The sequence below is a fragment of the Noviherbaspirillum sp. genome (assembly GCF_036846085.1).
Lineage (GTDB): Bacteria > Pseudomonadota > Gammaproteobacteria > Burkholderiales > Burkholderiaceae_D > Noviherbaspirillum.
In genome coordinates, this window is record NZ_DAIUCO010000030.1 from 13,495 (window position 1) to 30,625 (window position 17,131).

Here is a 17,131-nt window from a genome sequence, read left to right on the forward strand (position 1 = left end):
TTCAATTGGACATCCGTATCCTTCAGCGCCATGGTCTGCACGTGCCTGGAAGGACGGGTGTGCTGAGGTGGGACACCACAACGACGGCAGTAGTCCTCTCGCTTACGGGAACCGTTCAAATTGAGTTGAATCTCGAACATGCCAGCGTCAAGAACGAGTTCAAGCTCACGTACACTGAGACACGCATCGGACGGCGAGGCTGGTGGAGTTGCCCTGTTTGCGGCCGCCGGTGCGCCATCCTGTATTTGCAACAGGTTTTCGGCTGCCGCCAATGCTCACAATTGCATTACGCGACGCAGTCAGCTGGGCCACGACGCAGGGCGTTGTTAAAGCTAAAGAAGTTGGGGGCATTGTATGGTGCAGACCCTGACTTCCCATGCCGTCCAAAATGGATGCGGCACAGGAAATTCGAACAGAAGCTGCGGCAGGCAGAAGATGCATTAGAACTGGTATTCCCGGGCGGTTTCTAGGCCGCATCCGGCCGCATTGAAGCGATTAAAAATCTAGGTGTAGGTCGAACCCGCCGCCTGACTGAAATCGTTCGTTATAGCCCTCCTGGGCAAGCCAGTGAGCACATAATCGATGGTCGCCGTTGAATGCAAGCACGGCCAGCGCACCGAACTTCGAGTAGGTTCCTCCGGCTTCCAACGGGGTGCTAGTCGTATGACAATACAGCAGTTCAGAGTCATGAAATTCAACTGCAGAAACGCCGTGTTCTTTGCCCGGCCGCTGCCAGTAGGTGAATCTGTCGTTCGACCATACTGCCGCCCAGCCGAATGGCAGCAGAACGTCATGCCAACTTGCACGCACATTAAATTCCGATCCCGAAAGGCCGAGGCTGTTGCCACTCCGGACGGTCCGATGCTGTCGCCGTTGCGCTCTCGGCGTGCCCGCTGGCAGTTTGCTAGACTGATCGATTGCTCTCGCCGCATCCAGCAACCGGTTCCTGTCGCTCTGATCGATCCAAACAATCGTGTCGGGGCCGCCTTCGATCTGCTCATAAATGCCGGCAGAGTTGACCGAGCCATGGGACGGTGCAGTGATAATGTACGCGCCCTCACCACGAGTTTCAATCAAGGTACGTCTTTTCCTGATGCCGTTGATCACAATGACTTCTTCGGCAAGCTTCTGGCTGCCACCGACCGATTCACATCGATAAAGAAGATGTGCGCCGTGTGGTGTCGTCTCGAAGTAACCGGCCTTAATATGGTTCAGCAAGCCGGACAGTCCGCGCTTACTGCAGGTTTCCTGAAACCGGTCGAGTGCATCCAGATCATCGAAATCCAGCGCTTCCAATCCGCCTGAAACTGCGCCGCACACGACACCCACTCCAGAACGAGGATGCTGGTACCAGCGGTACACATCGCTGATGGACGGCAGATGGTCCTGATACTCCTGCCATGCTCTTTTTCCGCCCGGACGGGGTGCCTTTGAGCCGTCTTCAGCCGGTGGTATCGGACAAACACTGGCGGCAATGAATTGCATGGCCCGGGTAAAGGATGGGGTCAAACATGGTCTTGGTTCCGTACGTCCGGATCGGTGGTCAAGATAATCTATCAAAATAAAGCGATGCGTGTAGATGCGCTTTCGGATCGCATCAGGGATGTATTCATCCTCGCAGTGGACTTCCAGCCGCAAGCCATCACCCTTGCCGATTGTGATGCCATGAACAGCGCAAAGATTCATCAATTCTTCTGCCGTCACGCGGTCTCCTTCCCGAAATGAGTATTGGCAAGAGCAGGGGCTGACTGGTTAGAACTGGAGTAGGTAATCTGTACACTATTCTCTACTCCTCTCATCTCAGGAGCTAATAGCTTGGTTTGTAGGTGGGCTAATCCTTCGTCTGTGTCGAACATGTCGATGGTTTTTGGATCGCGTTCTGACCATAGCTTGCCAGCGCTCTGCCTTCCACCTTCGCTTTGGCGTTGACGACGGAATGCTTGTTCGTCCCGTTGTCTGTCCAGTTCGGGGCAAGTTATCTGCTGGTCTTGAATACGCAGGAATGACCTGACCGGAGCCGAGAAGGCAGCGGCGAGGGTAATCGGGTCGAGGCCCAATAATTTTGACAATGACGCTTCATCGGCTGGCAGGTTAACGTTGTGCCAAAGCTCCAGCTCTAATGTGAATAGCAGGCCGCGTTCTTCGAGTGACATCATCCTGAATTCTTTGTTGGCCAGCCTGTCGGACGCGTATTCTTGGTATGCGGGGGCTTTGCGCGGTTGCTTGCTACGAGGTGTTGCGACGGTCATTTCGACCTCCTGTTGGATTGAGCGGTAATGGGAAAGGGCATCGTTCCAACCCGGCGGAATCGCTGACAGCCAGGATTCCGAATGGGATGAAACGTGGCTTTCGTATGCGCGTGGACGATTAGGTTGTCGTTTCCGTTGACGACACGCGGCGGCTGATAAGCCATGCGTCAAGGTCGGATTTCAAGTAGTAGACCTTACGGCCGATCTTGATATAAGGAATGGCGTGACGTTTTGTTACGATGTTCGAGCGCAGGAACTGGATTGAAGTGCCCATGTAACCTGCCGCCTGCGCGGTCGTCATGCGCTCCACCTGGAAATCAAAGGTATCTGCCGGGGTTGGCGTGTGGGATGTTGTCGTGATCGGCATTCGTCTACCAATAAAACCCCGAGAAATCTCGGTACATGGTCATGATAGGGATGCGGGACGGGTGCCGGAAATGGAATAAATGCCGGTGTTTTTCGTAATTACGGCGTCTTGCCGATTATCTATTTTTGCGCAACGCCTCGCCGATTCGGCGTTGAAGTTCGCGCACCATGACGGCATGGTCTGCCGTGTTTTCGTCGATACCGTGCATCGCCAGCTCGATTTCCGCCGCGTCACGGTTAGTGTGCTGGATGCCAAGCTTTCTCAACATTTCAACTCGCTGTGCTGCGCTGAGGGCATGCACCTTGGTTGGCTGGGGAAACGCATACTTCTGCGGTGCTCCGGCAGTTTGCTTCTTGCGCCGCAGTTTTACCGGCACGTACATCGCGAAGCCGGCCTTCAAGCCGGCTTTCTTGACAGGCGGGCGTCCGCGCTTGGCTGGGCGAAGCGCAGCATGGTTGGCAACCAATTGCGCATTTTCTTTCTGTAGTGAATCGCGTTCCGCCATCACGCGGACCAGATGTGCAATAGCCGTTCGTGCGACTAGCTCCACATCTTGTTTCGCCCGATTCAGTAAGTCGTTGTACAACTCGTCGTCGGTCATGTTCACGCCTCCCTTGCTTTAAGTTCAACAACGCGGGTTGCTGGGTCTGTATCGATTAACTGGCGCAAATGCGCGTCGTATCGGTCTGACCACGGCCGCAGACGTTCGATTCCGATCACAACGTAATGCCCGGTTGTTACGTCAGCAGCCATGCTGTGACCAAGCAAGGCTTTTAACGGGGCCATCGGGCAATCTAGACTCTCCAAAACGGTGGCGAACGTCCTGCGAAGGTCGTGGACCGTCATGTTGGTCCCGGCTGCACTGTTGGCACGTGCCAGCGCCTTGCGTGGCTCGGATACGTGTGTCGCCTTACCAGCCTTATCGGTGGAGGCGAAGACATAATCGCCCATCTTCAGGCGCTTCATGGCATCAAGGATTTCATGCACCCGGCTGGTAATTGGAATGCTACGATCCTCACCGTTTTTCTTCGTGTCGGTAAAGGTCAGTACCCGCGCGCCATCATTCACATCGGCCCATTTCAGCTGTGCAGCTTCATTCCGTCTCGCTCCTGTCAGCAGCACAAATTCCAGGTAGGCTGCCATTACCGGGTTCGGCAACTTTCGCAAGGCCAGCACGAACGGGCGGATTTCGTGGTGATGCAGATGGGTCCGGCGCTTGTTGATTTTTACCCAAGCACGTCGTTTGGTCAGCGTGGAAACCGGATTGCGAATGTCCAGGTTGTACGCCTGAATCGCGTAATTCAAAACGCTGCGCAGAACTCGCATGGCTGATGATGCCTGGGCAGCGCCGCGAGCGCCATCCTTGAGTTTGGCGTACCGACTGGCGATCATGTCCTCGGTGATGCTGGCAATCGGCTTGTTCTGCCAGTCACTGAAGAATTGCGGCTTGCCGGACTGCACTACGCCACGCATGTACCGGTTGTAATCGTATGCAGTTCGCGGCTTGAGTTGCCGCTCACTGATAAATCGCTGAAATGCTGCTTCCAACGTCACGGCATCGGTTTGCGCCTTCTGCCTTTCCTCCCGAGGATCAATGCCTTGATCCAGTTGTACGATCAGCTTATTCGCCTGCTTGCGTGCCTGCTCCTCCGACCACGCCGGGTAGCGCCCAATGGTGAGGCGAATGGATCGGCCATTGAACTTTCTGTCCAGAATGAAAGACTTTGTGCTGGCGGTGACGCGCACCCCGAACCCCTTGATCTCGTCATCCCAGCAGAATGACTGGCCAGAGGGCGGGGCTTCCAACTTGTCGATGATGCGCTTCGTGAGCTTCGGCATTGTTTCCTACAATCTTTGATTGGGTCGGCCGAAATTATAGCGTGTAGTAAATGTGTAGGACACTCAGGTGTATCAAGGTGAACACCAGTGTGGTCAATAGCGGATATAAATGCTTGATTTGAAAAGGAAATAAAAACTAGATGAATCTCCGGGAATGAGGATGTAGATCGCGCATTAGAATTCGTAATCAGTAGGTCGGACGTTCGATTCGTCTCATCAGCACCAGAAAAACATAAGGGTCAGCAAAACGCTGACCCTTATGTTTTTTATCAAAGCACAGAGTGGCGCAGGTCGAACTACATCCGACCCAAATCCTTCCCTGTATTCATTTCCAATCGGAATTTTCTCAATTTATCTCGCAGGCGCAACCATCGCTTTGGCCAACGAGAAGGCCGGACCGCCGGGATTCGCCCGGTCGCGCAACACGCCATGTGCGAAGCAAAAGCTTTTCGCTGAACGCACGACCTGCGCTTCGAAGGCCAGTGAAGGACTGGCAATAGCGAGATTGAGAAACTGTACTGACAGATCCAATGTGACGACGACATCCGTATCGTACTGACCCAATCCCGCCAGGACGAATGCCGCATCAAATCCGGCGGCAATGACGCCGCCATTGACTGCTTTGGTTCCGCCACCGCCGAGCGCACCGGCCTCCATTCTGGAGAAAGTAATGATCGCAGTGCCCGGTTTCTCGAAAGCGCCTTGAAAGCCGAACCAGATAATTTCATTTCGCATGTTAAACGCACGGATTTGCGTTTCGCGCCTTTCCGCTGAGAGTCGAAACGGGATAGGGGTCGTATTCATGGTCGAAAGTGGAACTTTGCACGGGATGATAGCGAATCAGCACATTACCAGCGAATCAAGATTGTCGCTGCGACCCATTCTCCATCCGGTATGGAGACGGTCGGCCGAATCCCTGGACACACTTCGCCATCCACTACGCCAGCTTGAACGCACTCACCGTATGCGTCAGTTGCGTCGCCTGGTGACGAAGGCTTTCCGTGGCGGCTGCTGCCTGCTCCACGAGGGCGGCGTTTTGCTGGGTGACCTTGTCCATCTCGCTTACGGCCCGATTCACCTGCTCGATCCCTGTGCTCTGTTCCTTGCTCGCGACAGCAATCTCACCCATGAGCGACGCGGCCCGGCTCACGCTATCGACCACTTCCGCCATGGTTTGGCCGGCTTGTTCCACCAGGATGCCGCCGGACTCGATCTTCTCGACTGAATTTTGAATCAACGACTTGATTTCCTTCGCTGCACTGGCACTGCGCTGCGCAAGCGTGCGTACTTCGCTGGCGACGACGGCGAAGCCGCGCCCTTGTTCGCCTGCGCGTGCCGCTTCCACCGCCGCGTTGAGCGCAAGGATGTTGGTCTGGAACGCGATGCCGTCGATGACGCCGATAATGTCCGTGACCTGGCGGGAACTTTCCTTGATCGATCCCATGGTGGAGACGACCTGCGACACGACCTCGCCGCCTTTCTGCGCCACGCTGGATGAGGCAAGGACAAGCTCGTTGGCGTACATGGCGTTGTCGGCGTTCTGTCGGACGGCGGCAGTCAGTTGCTCCAGGGAGGACGCGGTTTCTTCGATGGCGCCCGCTTGCGATTCCGTCCGACTTGACAGGTCCGCGTTGCCTGTCGCGATTTCATTGGTGACTGCTGCGAACGTGTCGGAACCCTTGCGCACATCGCCGACGATGCGCGCGAGGTTGTCGTTCATGGTTTTCAGTGCGCTGAACAGGTCGCCGAACTCATCGCGGTTGTGCGTTGCGATGTTGCCGCTCAAGTCGCCTTGCGCAATCCGCGTGGCGATGCCGAGCGCGTTGGCGATCGGCGGCAGCGTGCTCTGCCGGAGCAGATAAATCACCATCATCAGCGCGATCACCGCCAGCGTGCCGAGCGCGTAGACGGTGGTCTTGATGAAGTCGACCGCCTCGAGTACCAGCTTGGTGAACTGTGTCGAATTCCTGATGACTTCCGCCCGGTGCCGCCTGACCGCGATGGCAAGTTCTGCCGTGATGCCGTCTCCCGGCGCGGCACTGATGGCGGTCCGGATGTTCTGAAGATCTTGGATGTCCTTGACGGGAAGGTCGAGTATGCCGCCAAACCCAAGAATGCGGAAGAGGACTTTTTCGATATACAGGGTTTCGATATCGGCGCGTGCCGCGATGCCGGCGGCTGTATCGATGTAGTTCAGGAGGTCTGTGCGCCGCAGATCCTTGGCGTTTTTTGCTTCCTGTTCGGCAAGTGTGAAGGCATGATCCATCAGCATCACGTTTTCGAGATGCATGCGTTCAAGGTAGTGAAACAATGCGCCTTTCGCAAGCAAACGGTTACCCCAGACGATAATGATGCAAACGATCATGACGGTCACCATGCTGATGACGAACTTGCTTCGTAATGTAAATCTGTTCATGGAAGGTATCCCCAGAGAGGGGACTTAGTTTGGCCCATGCTTGATTACGGCAGCAGGTAAACGCCGCTGAAGGGTGGTCTACAAAATTCGGCATGCAGCGGAGTCGTCGCTGATGTGTGGCTTTGAGATCGGACATTATGAATGTAGCGACCGGAATGCCGGGATTGGTGATGCAGTGTGACTGCTTCTCGGTAACGTACTGAACAGATTTCCAGCGTGTCGAACGCATGAAATGGATGACTTGCAACATCACGGGCGACACTCACCGCTGTCTGCAATCAATCAATGCAGTGAAGCAATGATATGCCGTGCCGCTTGAGTAAACGGTCTTCCAAGCCAACATCACCCTTGGTGGTCTTGCTCTCCCGCATAGTTTCTTGCCGCATTGAATAACATTCAATGAAAAAGCAACGCTCCCGGCATCGATATGCAAAGTCCCTTTTCATCGAACCGCACTCTAGGCATGATGGTCAGCATGAACCTCAGGAGAATTACCATGGAAATGATCAGTACGCGAACTCTGTCAGAGCATCTATGCACGCTTGCCACGGTGCTGGAAGCGGAGGCGCTGCGCGCCCAGGCACTCAAGCTCCGCCCTGGTCAGAACTTGTCTGCGGAAGCAGCGCAACTGCGTATCCTGGCTGATCGGCTATGGCAGAAGAATGCGGTGATCGAGCTTCCATCGCTACCCGCTGCGTCCAGCGCGCTTTCATTCTCCAGTCCGAGGAATACCGAAAAGCGGCAGGCACGACATGCGGCGGCGAATACCTTCGTCGCGCCGTCACGTGGAATTCAAAGTGACTCAGTCAAATAGGCCTGTACGCAGCCGGATTCGATCATCGTCGATGCGTATGAAAGCGCATTGAAATTCTTTTGAACCGTAGAGAAGGGAAATTCGTGCTTCAACTCGTCATCGCTTCTCCAGCCGGCCGACGGCGCGTTGATGCCGCATATGGACATCCGCAAATCGCGTTAGACTGCCTGTATTGTTTTGAGCTTGTGTAAAGCGGCTCTGCCCCCACCTGATAGCTACGGCGTGACACCTGTTATTAAATTCATATCGTGGTCGTCGCATGAATTGCGATCTGCATGTGACGATCGTCTTTGCATCGTTCTGCCTCAGAGACATGCATGTAGATTCTTTGCCAGTCTTTTTGTGCCGTTTATCCGAAGTGATGTAGCCGAAAACATCGCTTTTAAAGAAGTTGGTCCGCCAATAGGATCTTTGGCGCAAAAGTAATGTCGCATGGAAGCCAATCATGGAAATGCATGACGCAAGCGCCAGGCTTCTCGCCCCAACCCAACTACCGCCGTATTTTGCCTACTTGTTGTTTTAGCCAGGAGGACATGTGAATCAGAAGTACTCTAGGAATGCAATCTGGGCTGCCGTCATCTTTGCCGTCTTCCTCGTATTCGGACAGATGAGCGGCCCCGGCAGCAACTCCGGCGCCTCGCCGATCGCCTATTCGGAATTGCTGAAAGAAATCAAGGCGGGGAACATCAAGGAGGCCACCATTGAAGGCGATAACGTCCTTGCGGTGACCAACAGCGGTACGCTGCTGAAATCGACGGCAACCATGCTGGACCGCGGCCTGATCAATGACCTGATCGCTGCCAGCGTGAAGTTCGATGTGAAAAATCCCGAAGGTCCGTCTTTCCTGTCCCAGTTGTTCATCTCCTGGTTCCCGATGCTGCTGCTGATCGGCGTGTGGGTTTTCTTCATGATGAAATCGCAGGGCAAGGGCGGTCTGGGCGGCGCGCTGTCGGTCGGTAAATCGAAAGCCCGCATGCTCGACGAAAAGTCCAATAACGTGACGTTTGCCGACGTGGCCGGATGCGATGAAGCGAAGGAGGAGGTCGGCGAGATCGTTGAATTCCTGCGCGAACCGAGGAAGTTCCAGCAGCTTGGCGGCCGGGTGCCGCACGGCGTGCTGATGGTCGGTCCGCCGGGCACCGGTAAAACCTTGCTGGCCCGCGCCATCGCCGGCGAGGCGAAAGTACCGTTTTTCACCATCTCCGGCTCGGATTTCGTGGAGATGTTTGTCGGTGTCGGTGCTTCCCGTGTCCGCGACATGTTCGAAAACGCGAAAAAGCATGCGCCCTGCATCATCTTCATCGACGAGATCGATGCGGTGGGTCGCCAGCGCGGCACCGGCATGGGCGGCGGCAATGATGAGCGAGAGCAGACACTGAACCAGCTCCTGGTGGAGATGGATGGCTTTGAAGGCAATTCCGGCGTGATCGTCATCGCGGCAACCAACCGTGCCGATGTGCTCGACAAGGCGCTGTTGCGTCCCGGCCGTTTCGATCGCCAGGTCATGGTCGGCCTGCCCGATATCCGCGGCCGCGAGCAGATCCTGAATGTGCATATGCGCAATGTGCCCATCTCGAAGGATGTGCGCGCCGACGTGCTGGCGCGCGGCACGCCCGGCTTTTCGGGCGCCGAGCTGGCGAACCTGGTGAACGAGTCCGCACTGTTCGCGGCACGCCGCGACAAGAGCATCGTCGACATGCGCGACTTCGAAGATGCAAAGGACAAGATCATCATGGGTCCCGAGCGCAAGTCAGCGGTCATGCGTGAAGAGGAACGCCGCAATACGGCGTATCACGAGTCCGGTCATGCCGTCGTCGCCGCATTGCTGCCGAAGGCCGATCCGGTTCACAAGGTCACCATCATGCCGCGCGGTTTTGCGCTCGGCCTTACCTGGCAGCTGCCCGAGCACGACCGGGTGAACATGTACAAGGACAAGATGCTGGAGGACATTGCCATTCTCTTTGGCGGCCGGATCGCTGAGGAGATTTTCATGAACCAGATGTCGACCGGCGCTTCGAACGATTTCGAGCGGGCGACGAAGCTTGCGCGTGCGATGGTCACCCGTTACGGCATGTCCGAAGCGCTCGGCACCATGGTCTATGTCGATGACGCCCAGGACCCGATGTTCGGCATGCAGACCACGTCTGTTTCGGAAGAGACCCAGCAGAAGGTCGACGAAGAAATTCGCGGCATCCTGGATCGCCAATATGCGTTGGCGCGAAGCCTGCTGGAACAGAACCGCGACAAGGTGGAAGCCATGACTGAAGCGCTGCTTGAATGGGAGACGATCGATGCGGATCAGATCGAGGACATCATGAAGGGCTTCCCGCCTCGCCCGCCGAAATACGGTGTACCTGAAAAGAGAATAGGCAGGTCCGGTCCCGTCGCGCCGAATATCCCCGCGACGATCTGATCGTCCAGCTTCCGGCTCGACGCATGCCTGCATTTCCCTTGGGAATGCAGGCATTTTTTATGTGGGTCCGATCCTGCATTTTCCATGTGCTCCGGCACTAGAGCGCTATCGGCCAGTCAACGGTGCCTCAGCGCAACCAGCGATGCACAACTCCTCGATCTTGCCCGTCTTGAACGCCTTCCAGCATGCTCATGAAATATCCGGGCTAGGAATCTTTTATTACCTGAAAAATTCCCGAAAAAATCGCGCCTTTTTTGTTTTTGCACAAATCTTCCGCTCACCGTCCACTAAACTAAAAGTCAATGACCCGAGTAACTCCCGGGAGTGATTTCCCGGGCCATACAGGGAGGCATTGCAGACCTGCTGCTGACGGAGAAAGCAAATGCCAAACGAAGACCTAAGCCTTGATGAATTGCTCAAAAATACCGGGGACAATCAGGAATGGGTGCGCTGCCGGATCAGGACATTACGCGAATTTCCTGAGCTGCGCGAGAAATTCACAACGAAGCACTTGATGAACAATGTCGTCGCGGCAGCTGGAGTGACCGAAGATATGTTCGACCATTTCATGCGAGGCAAACCGCTTGATGAACGCGCACATCAGGCCCTTGTGAATTACCTCTGGCGCAACAATTGGTGCTCGGACGAGTACAGGCTGAAGGAGGGCCTTGCCCGGCATCCGGATGCCTTGTTCTATGCGCTCTCCGCGTTTCTTGAAACAGGGGAACAGACGCAGCGGAATTTGAGGGAGGAAGCAGTGGGAACGTATCGTATCTGGCGTCCATCCTTGCATTTTCCTGCGCCCGGCAAATGCATTATGGGGATGATGCGAATTAACGTTGATCCACAAAGTCTGGCTTTGCGAGTTACTGAAACGCATGCCTATAAGGGGAACGATAATACCAACTCGCAAGGAGAGATTTTTGAGGGATGCGTGGTTCAGAAATCTCAGTTTCTCTTTCTGATTGCCCGCCAGATCCCCCGGCATAGAGGGCCGCCACGAATAACAGTTATCCACAATCCACACTACGATGACAAGAAGGGGATCATTAGTTCAATGGAAGGTATGGTCACCGGTTGCTATGGGATCAAGCTTTTTTCTGCACCGGTGTACATTGAACGTGTGACTGACGAAGAGACGGCGCATCTTCCTGAAGAGCTGGACATCCGCGATGCACCAGATTTGGTGGCAGCAAAGTTGCAGTTCAACCTGAAAAACAACGTCATCTTCTTTTAGCAGTTCCCGCTCGTATCGCTCGTTTCTCTTTTTGCGATCGCAGACCATGTTCTTGCGATTTCCCGGGCCCTGCCAGCGGATCGGCGATGCGACATATTTTTCCTGGCTCGATATTCTCCATCTTAACGAAGAAGCGAATCCGAGTCTCATGAGGCTCACTCTCGAGGAGAAACACCATGGCCTACGATTCCGACATCCCCAATATCGAAGCGAAAAATCGCGCGGACCGGGACGCTGTCAACGGCGGGCAAATTGTCAGCACCTGGGCGGGCCAGCAAGCACAGGGGGCGCTGCAGGAAAAGCAGACACGTGACACCTATCCCACTATGCCAACATCGACCCCGACTTTGCCGGTGGGGAAGATCAGTTGGGGCCCTTCAAACACAACCTCTGGCTGGCAAGCAAAGCATGCTGATGCTGATCCATTCACGTTCTGCGCCACTGTCGGGGCAGCCCTCCTGGCCTTTCTCGCGCTCATTCAAGGTTCGTCGTTTGAATCCGTTATCGGCGCGGCCGTTGCGGGCGCAATAGGCGGGGCAGTGATTGGCCTCGCCTTCCTTGCAATAGTCGCGATCCTGGAATTCGCGCTCAAGATCATTGCGTTCCTGTTCATGCTCGCTGTCTGGGGCGTGGGAATCCTGTTTGTCCTGCAACTGATCTGGTAGCCCGCATTCCGCTCTGCCTCGAAATGAACTATGGCCCGCACCCATGCATTGGAGGCCCTATGAACCAGTCCTTTGCCACCACAGCGCTATATCTGGCGCTGCTCACGGGCTGCGGTGACAAGGAGCCGGCCCTGACGCCTGCCGCCGCAGCGGCGGTGGCGCAGTGCGATCAAAGCGCTGCCCATCCGGACGATCCCGACAAAGGGCGGGGGGTTAAGGGCGTCAAGGATGGAGAACTCAATATCGTTATGGCAGCCGAGAAATGCAGCGAAGCCCTTGCACTGGCACCAGATTTCTCCCGTGTGAAATTCCAGCTCTCACGGGCCTATTTGGCCGGTGGCCAGCTTGATAAAGCCATTGAGCTTTTGACCGACGCTGGCACGGCAGGGCATGGTGCATCCATGGCCTATCTCGGCGACATCATGCTGTACGGCCTTGCCGGTTTTGAAAGTGACCCCGATCTGGCAAAAAACCTGTATCAACGGGCAGCCAAAGCCGGCTTTAAGCCTGCCGCGCAGCTGGCAGACGACATTGTGGCTGACGCAAAGCAGGATTCCAAACAGGCGGCGGAGATGAAAGCGCAAGCAGCTAATGTCAAGTACAGCCAGCCGGACTTCATCAAGGCGCTCATGGAAAACCGCACACTGGTCACAACCATGAATTACGCGAAGGTGCTGCATTATGGGCTAGGCGTGCTGTCCGGCGTTCAATATCACTGCCCTGAAGCGGTCAAGGATATCGATAACCTGGTTCTCAAGTTTATGGTCGCTATGACCAAAAAGGCAGGCAGTTTCAAACGTGCCATGGAGTTAGCCGCTGAATTAGAGGAGGAATATCAGTCAGGCGCGTTAACCGAGTTTAAGCAAGGCGCCGTAGACGACGGCTATGCCGTGGCGTCCACAAAGGGGTGCAATGCCACTGAGACGAAAAACCTCATACGGGTGGCAAGTTCATATTTTCAATGAGGCTCTTTCGCCTTTGAAGGGATAGTTATGAATTCCCTCAAGCACCGTACCCTGCTGCTGATCGTCAGCTTTCTTGCGCCCCTGATTTCCGCACCCAATACGAATGCACAAAACCGTAGCGGAGGAGGGTATCAGCCCCCTCCCGTGTTCCGGCAACCGGAGCGACAACCGCCACCGCCTGTGTACCAGCCGCCGCCGTCGCGCCCGACTTCGCCCAATATCGGACCTCGTTCCCCCTCGGGACCACCTGCTGCCGGGAGAGGGGGAATGGTGCCGCGCCAAGCGATACCCGGTACCGCAGGAGGTGGGAGTGGCAGCTCAAAAATGAGCCCTGCGCCTGGAGGAGGTCAGCCAAAAGCTGGTAGCAATACCCCCCAGGCGTTGCCGCCGTCAATCCGCCCGAATTCTCCGGCAGCCACCATGCCAAACTTCAAGGGGCAGGTGACAAGCGCCGGGAAACCGATTGTTCAGGTGAACGGGAAAAACTACCAGATCCCGCAACAGGGAGTTATGTCAGCCAGGTCGAAGCTGTTATCGAGCACAAGCGGTTCTGCAATGACCAAGCAGCTGCCGCCCGCCAGCATCGCAAAAAATCTGGCCTTGGCCAGATTGATCGCTGAAGGGAACGCTGATAAGACAAAACTTGCAAAAAACAGCGGTGGTACCAACTTTACTGATCGCGCAAATACATTGACTCCACCTATTGCCAATGCGACTCTTGGTCCCAAGACCAGAGGCTTTTCAACGGTGTGGGAAAAAACTGGCGGCATGGCTCAAGCTGATAGAGATTTTGACAAATTCAAGCCTAAGAATGTGCGCGAACGAGAAAATGGAATGAGGACGGGAGTTCTTTCCGACGGACGCAAAATTATCGTCCGACGAGACAGCACAGATGGAAGACCGACACTCGAATTCCAAGATGGCGATAAACGCGATAAGGTGAGGTATAGCGAATGAATTCCTATAGTCCAATATTTCAGGAATTTGCGCCAAAAGAATTATATGACTTAGAAAAATTATCTGAGCAGGATGGTGCTTTAAAAATTAGCCTCATCAATGATAATGGTTGCAGAATAAGAATAAGGTTTAAAGCTTTCAAAGCCTATCGAAAACTAGACGAAGGTGACGCTTTAATTTCGCTCGGACAGATCTCTAAAAGCGCTAAACCTAGAATGTCCTTTTATCGCGTGGAACCATCTGATTTCATTGAGTGGTTCGTCAAGCAAAGCTATGACATATACGATGCAAAAACTTTAGTCCACTTTGCGATCATCACGATAAATGATGTCATCGATGTAATTTCTCGAGAAGATCCGATTGTGGATTAACAACGAAGCCACAAGTCAAATCAGTATCCGCACCACCTCATCGAGCGACACCCTGGTCGTTGCGCCGGTCATAGAGACCGGTTATGCAGGCGCTTTCATGGTTCGCCATGGCTTGCGCGATTTTCAGCTTGCCGCCATTGCGTAAATATTCGGTAATGCCGGTGGCGCGGAAAGTATAGCAACCGCGATCTTTGTTTTAATGCCTGCTTCGTCGGCCCGCCTCAACCCGATCTCATAGGGCTCACATTTCAGGAGAGCCACCATGGCTTACAACTCCGACATCTCCAATGTCGAAGCACAGAAGCACTCAAATACGATTCCTTCAATAAAGAAACTCCCTCATGCTGACCACATCAATCAGCAGGATATCGATATTTTTCGCAGTCTTCTCAATGAATACGTCGCCCATCCGGACCGCTATGAACCGCATATTTATGGCAACGCGAATATCCAGCAGTGCGAACAAGCACGCACCAATCTGGCTTCCGTGCTGTCCGGTAACATGACCAAAATTGGAGCTATTGAGCTAGATAGCCTGAAGTCCTTCGCCTTTGCCGTGACAATGGCTTGTAACTTCCCCGAAACGTGTAAGCAGTACGGCGGTTACGAGAACGTTATTCACGCGGTCCACAAAATTGACCGTTTCCTGAAAGACGCATCGACGCTCTAACCCTGATATTTCATGAGGCAGGTTGGCGATTCCGTGCAGAAGCGCGTTGTTATTGGTTCTCACGCCAAATAACAAGCGGAATCGCCGATGCCTGAGCGGCCCCGCGAAATTGTAGCGTTGAATCATTCGAGTTAGGCAAGGTCGGACGCTGCGTGATCGCGGAGTCGTTTGACGGTGGTGACATCAGCAGCGACGCCGGTGTGCTGCTGTTGCGGCGCGCCGATGAGCGCCGCGGGGCCAGCATGCTGCCCGCCTGCCCTGCTCCGCCCTTGTTCCGCAGCCAAATCATCTCGGCCTCGTCTGGCGCAGTCAGGCCGAAAGCGCCCTAACGAAGAAGGGAAAGCAACGATTGGCATTGAGGGATAGAATCAATGCCATCGTTTCTGCGCTTATGGCATCGCATGTCATCCATTTATTTCTATGAACCCGAACAAGGCCATGGCCTGCCGCATGATCCGTTCAACGCGATCGTCGGGCCCCGTCCGATCGGCTGGATATCGTCGCAGGACGCGGAAGGGCGCCTGAACCTCGCTCCCTACAGCTTCTTCAACGCATTCAATTACACGCCGCCGATCATCGGTTTCTCCAGCATCGGTTTCAAGGATACGCTTCGCAATGTGCAGCAGACCAGGGCGTTCTGCTGGAACCTGGCGACACGTCCGCTGGCGGACGCAATGAACGCGAGCTGCGCGCCGGTTGGTCCCGATGTCGATGAATTCCAGCTCGCCGGCCTCACGCCTGTTGCATCACGCATTGTCTCCGTGCCCCGGGTGCTCGAGAGTCCGGTGTCCTTCGAGTGCAGGCTGACGCAGATAGTCCGCCTGCAGACAGTAAGGGGAGAGGATGTCGATACCTGGCTGGTGCTCGGTGAAGTCGTCGGCGTCCATATCCTGCAGACCTTGTTGGTGGACGGCAAATACGATACCGCTGCGGCGCAACCGATCCTGCGGGGCGGCGGAGCGGCGGATTATTTCGCGATCAGTCCGGAGGGCCGCTTCAGGATGATGCGCCCGAAGGCTTGATCACCCTGCCCGGATGGCATCGGGTATTGAAGGGGTAAACGTACCAAGTGTCGGTTACCGGTCGCTGTGTTCTGTATCGAAAACAGCGACCGGCATGATTCATCAATGAAACTTTTTGGACAGCTTGGCGCCGAGAAGTCAGAATAGCGGTGGAGAATCCGGGTACATGGCACCGCTGACACCATTGCCGGCCCATGCAGCACCGGGGTTCTTCAAATCAGAAATCTTTTTAACAGCAATGCCAGATGTATAGAGGAGTTTCATGAACAAGGCAGAAATCATTGAAAAGGTCGCCACCGACCAGGACCTGACCAAGGTGCAGGCAAAGGCGATTGTCGAGCAGGTATTCGGCTTCGTTGGCGCGGACCTGAAGAAGGAAGGGCGTTTTTCCTTTCCGGACCTCGGCACTTTTACCGTTACCGAACGCGCTGCCCGCAAAGGCAGGAATCCGGCAACGGGAGAAGCGATTAAAATCAAGGCATCCAAGAACGTGCGCTTCAAGGCAGCGCCGTCATTGAAGGCATTGGTCGCGAAAGTAAAGGTCAAGTAATACTTGATGTCGGAAGGGGCGCATCAAGCGCCCCTTTTTCTTAGGAGCAGGCTGACCTTCATGTTCTTCGGGGTTCGGCCTCGATTGTCACCATTTACTTCGGAGCATCGCAATGAGAACCAAGAAAGTCAGGACATCACAATCTCCCGTAGCAGATGGATTCATCAATGTGCCGGTGTCGAACGTCACCCGTGACGGCTTGCATCTCCTGAAGGAAGCGATGGGCGTCGCAAGCCAGGCGGAGGTGATTGAAAAACTGGTCGCCATCGGTGTGGCGATCCATCATGCGACGCGGGACAACCCTTAGAAAATAACGGCTGCAGACGTATCTGCCGGAAAAAGCGGAACGTCATTCCCGGCGCACCAGCCCGTCGTTGGTCGTGCGGATAGCATCCAAAGCCAGGGAGCACGGCGCTGTCCGGTGCTCGTGCAAAGCCGCATGCATGTCCTTGTCGGCACATGCAGTCGGGCGTCCTTCAGGACGCTTCATCCTTTCGCCGTCCGGCGAATACACCACCTGAGGCAAGCATTCCCGCCAGGGCCCAGAACACGGGCACTGTTCCCACCGCCGAACCGAGTGCGCCGAAGAACAACGG

General features: G+C 55.1%; 19 protein-coding genes. 11 read left to right on the plus strand and 8 right to left on the minus strand.

What is annotated here, in order from left to right; all coding sequences use genetic code 11:
* Window positions 1-495: 495 nt before the first annotated feature.
* From V7080_RS05705 to V7080_RS05735, 7 genes are all read right to left on the minus strand, one after another.
* Window positions 496-1,704, minus strand: coding sequence for a bifunctional DNA primase/polymerase (locus V7080_RS05705; protein WP_334187442.1), 1,209 nt, complete (start codon window positions 1,702-1,704; stop codon window positions 496-498).
* Complete coding sequence (locus tag V7080_RS05710; RefSeq protein WP_334187443.1) at window positions 1,701-2,249, minus strand: hypothetical protein; 549 nt, start codon at window positions 2,247-2,249, stop codon at window positions 1,701-1,703. The genes V7080_RS05705 and V7080_RS05710 overlap by 4 nt, the downstream gene beginning before the upstream one ends.
* 118 nt (window positions 2,250-2,367) lie before the next feature.
* Window positions 2,368-2,616 (minus strand): helix-turn-helix domain-containing protein, encoded by a 249-nt coding sequence (locus V7080_RS05715; RefSeq protein ID WP_334187444.1) that lies wholly within the window; start codon window positions 2,614-2,616, stop codon window positions 2,368-2,370.
* A gap of 115 nt (window positions 2,617-2,731) precedes the next feature.
* Window positions 2,732-3,217: a hypothetical protein gene (locus V7080_RS05720; protein WP_334187445.1), complete on the minus strand. Its 486-nt coding sequence runs from the start codon at window positions 3,215-3,217 to the stop codon at window positions 2,732-2,734.
* Between the two features lie 2 nt (window positions 3,218-3,219).
* Entirely contained in the window at window positions 3,220-4,455 is a 1,236-nt protein-coding gene (locus V7080_RS05725; RefSeq protein WP_334187446.1) for a tyrosine-type recombinase/integrase, read from the minus strand.
* Window positions 4,456-4,806: 351 nt separating this feature from the next.
* The gene (locus tag V7080_RS05730) at window positions 4,807-5,190 is read right to left on the minus strand and encodes a PaaI family thioesterase (protein WP_334187447.1); all 384 of its coding nucleotides are present in this window, start codon (window positions 5,188-5,190) and stop codon (window positions 4,807-4,809) included.
* A gap of 202 nt (window positions 5,191-5,392) precedes the next feature.
* Entirely contained in the window at window positions 5,393-6,871 is a 1,479-nt protein-coding gene (locus V7080_RS05735) for a methyl-accepting chemotaxis protein (RefSeq protein ID WP_334187448.1), read from the minus strand.
* A gap of 496 nt (window positions 6,872-7,367) precedes the next feature.
* On the opposite strand from V7080_RS05735, the gene V7080_RS05740 reads away from it, so the two are divergent.
* The 9 genes from V7080_RS05740 to V7080_RS05780 all read left to right on the plus strand — a co-directional run bounded on the left by V7080_RS05740 (window position 7,368) and on the right by V7080_RS05780 (window position 15,985).
* Window positions 7,368-7,685 carry a hypothetical protein gene (locus V7080_RS05740; RefSeq protein WP_334187449.1) on the plus strand — a complete coding sequence of 106 codons (318 nt, stop codon included), beginning with the start codon at window positions 7,368-7,370 and terminating at the stop codon, window positions 7,683-7,685.
* Window positions 7,686-8,220: 535 nt separating this feature from the next.
* Window positions 8,221-10,098, plus strand: a complete 1,878-nt coding sequence (gene ftsH / locus V7080_RS05745) for an ATP-dependent zinc metalloprotease FtsH (RefSeq protein ID WP_334187450.1) — start codon at window positions 8,221-8,223, stop codon at window positions 10,096-10,098.
* Window positions 10,099-10,480: 382 nt separating this feature from the next.
* A complete protein-coding gene (locus V7080_RS05750; RefSeq protein ID WP_334187451.1) occupies window positions 10,481-11,335 on the plus strand; it encodes a hypothetical protein in 855 nt (284 codons plus the stop codon).
* Between the two features lie 176 nt (window positions 11,336-11,511).
* Window positions 11,512-12,000, plus strand: coding sequence for a hypothetical protein (locus V7080_RS05755; RefSeq protein ID WP_334187452.1), 489 nt, complete (start codon window positions 11,512-11,514; stop codon window positions 11,998-12,000).
* A gap of 59 nt (window positions 12,001-12,059) precedes the next feature.
* Window positions 12,060-12,965 (plus strand): tetratricopeptide repeat protein, encoded by a 906-nt coding sequence (locus tag V7080_RS05760; protein WP_334187453.1) that lies wholly within the window; start codon window positions 12,060-12,062, stop codon window positions 12,963-12,965.
* 420 nt (window positions 12,966-13,385) lie between these two features.
* Complete coding sequence (locus V7080_RS05765; RefSeq protein ID WP_334187454.1) at window positions 13,386-13,922, plus strand: hypothetical protein; 537 nt, start codon at window positions 13,386-13,388, stop codon at window positions 13,920-13,922.
* Window positions 13,919-14,293 (plus strand): hypothetical protein, encoded by a 375-nt coding sequence (locus V7080_RS05770; RefSeq protein WP_334187455.1) that lies wholly within the window; start codon window positions 13,919-13,921, stop codon window positions 14,291-14,293. Before V7080_RS05765 ends, V7080_RS05770 begins: the two co-directional genes overlap by 4 nt.
* Before the next feature lie 262 nt (window positions 14,294-14,555).
* Entirely contained in the window at window positions 14,556-14,963 is a 408-nt protein-coding gene (locus V7080_RS05775; RefSeq protein WP_334187456.1) for a hypothetical protein, read from the plus strand.
* Between the two features lie 371 nt (window positions 14,964-15,334).
* Complete coding sequence (locus V7080_RS05780) at window positions 15,335-15,985, plus strand: flavin reductase family protein (RefSeq protein WP_442947186.1); 651 nt, start codon at window positions 15,335-15,337, stop codon at window positions 15,983-15,985.
* Window positions 15,986-16,123: 138 nt separating this feature from the next.
* Here V7080_RS05780 and V7080_RS05785 read toward each other — a convergent pair whose 3' ends face one another.
* On the minus strand, window positions 16,124-16,249 hold the full coding sequence (locus V7080_RS05785) for a hypothetical protein (RefSeq protein WP_334187457.1): 126 nt from the start codon (window positions 16,247-16,249) through the stop codon (window positions 16,124-16,126).
* Between V7080_RS05785 and V7080_RS05790 the strand changes: the two genes are divergently transcribed.
* Together V7080_RS05790 and V7080_RS05795 are read left to right on the plus strand one after the other, a co-directional pair.
* Window positions 16,248-16,535, plus strand: a complete 288-nt coding sequence (locus V7080_RS05790) for an HU family DNA-binding protein (RefSeq protein WP_334187458.1) — start codon at window positions 16,248-16,250, stop codon at window positions 16,533-16,535. The genes V7080_RS05785 and V7080_RS05790 overlap by 2 nt on opposite strands.
* A 112-nt stretch (window positions 16,536-16,647) precedes the next feature.
* Window positions 16,648-16,842: a hypothetical protein gene (locus V7080_RS05795; RefSeq protein WP_334187459.1), complete on the plus strand. Its 195-nt coding sequence runs from the start codon at window positions 16,648-16,650 to the stop codon at window positions 16,840-16,842.
* Window positions 16,843-17,131: the final 289 nt, after the last annotated feature.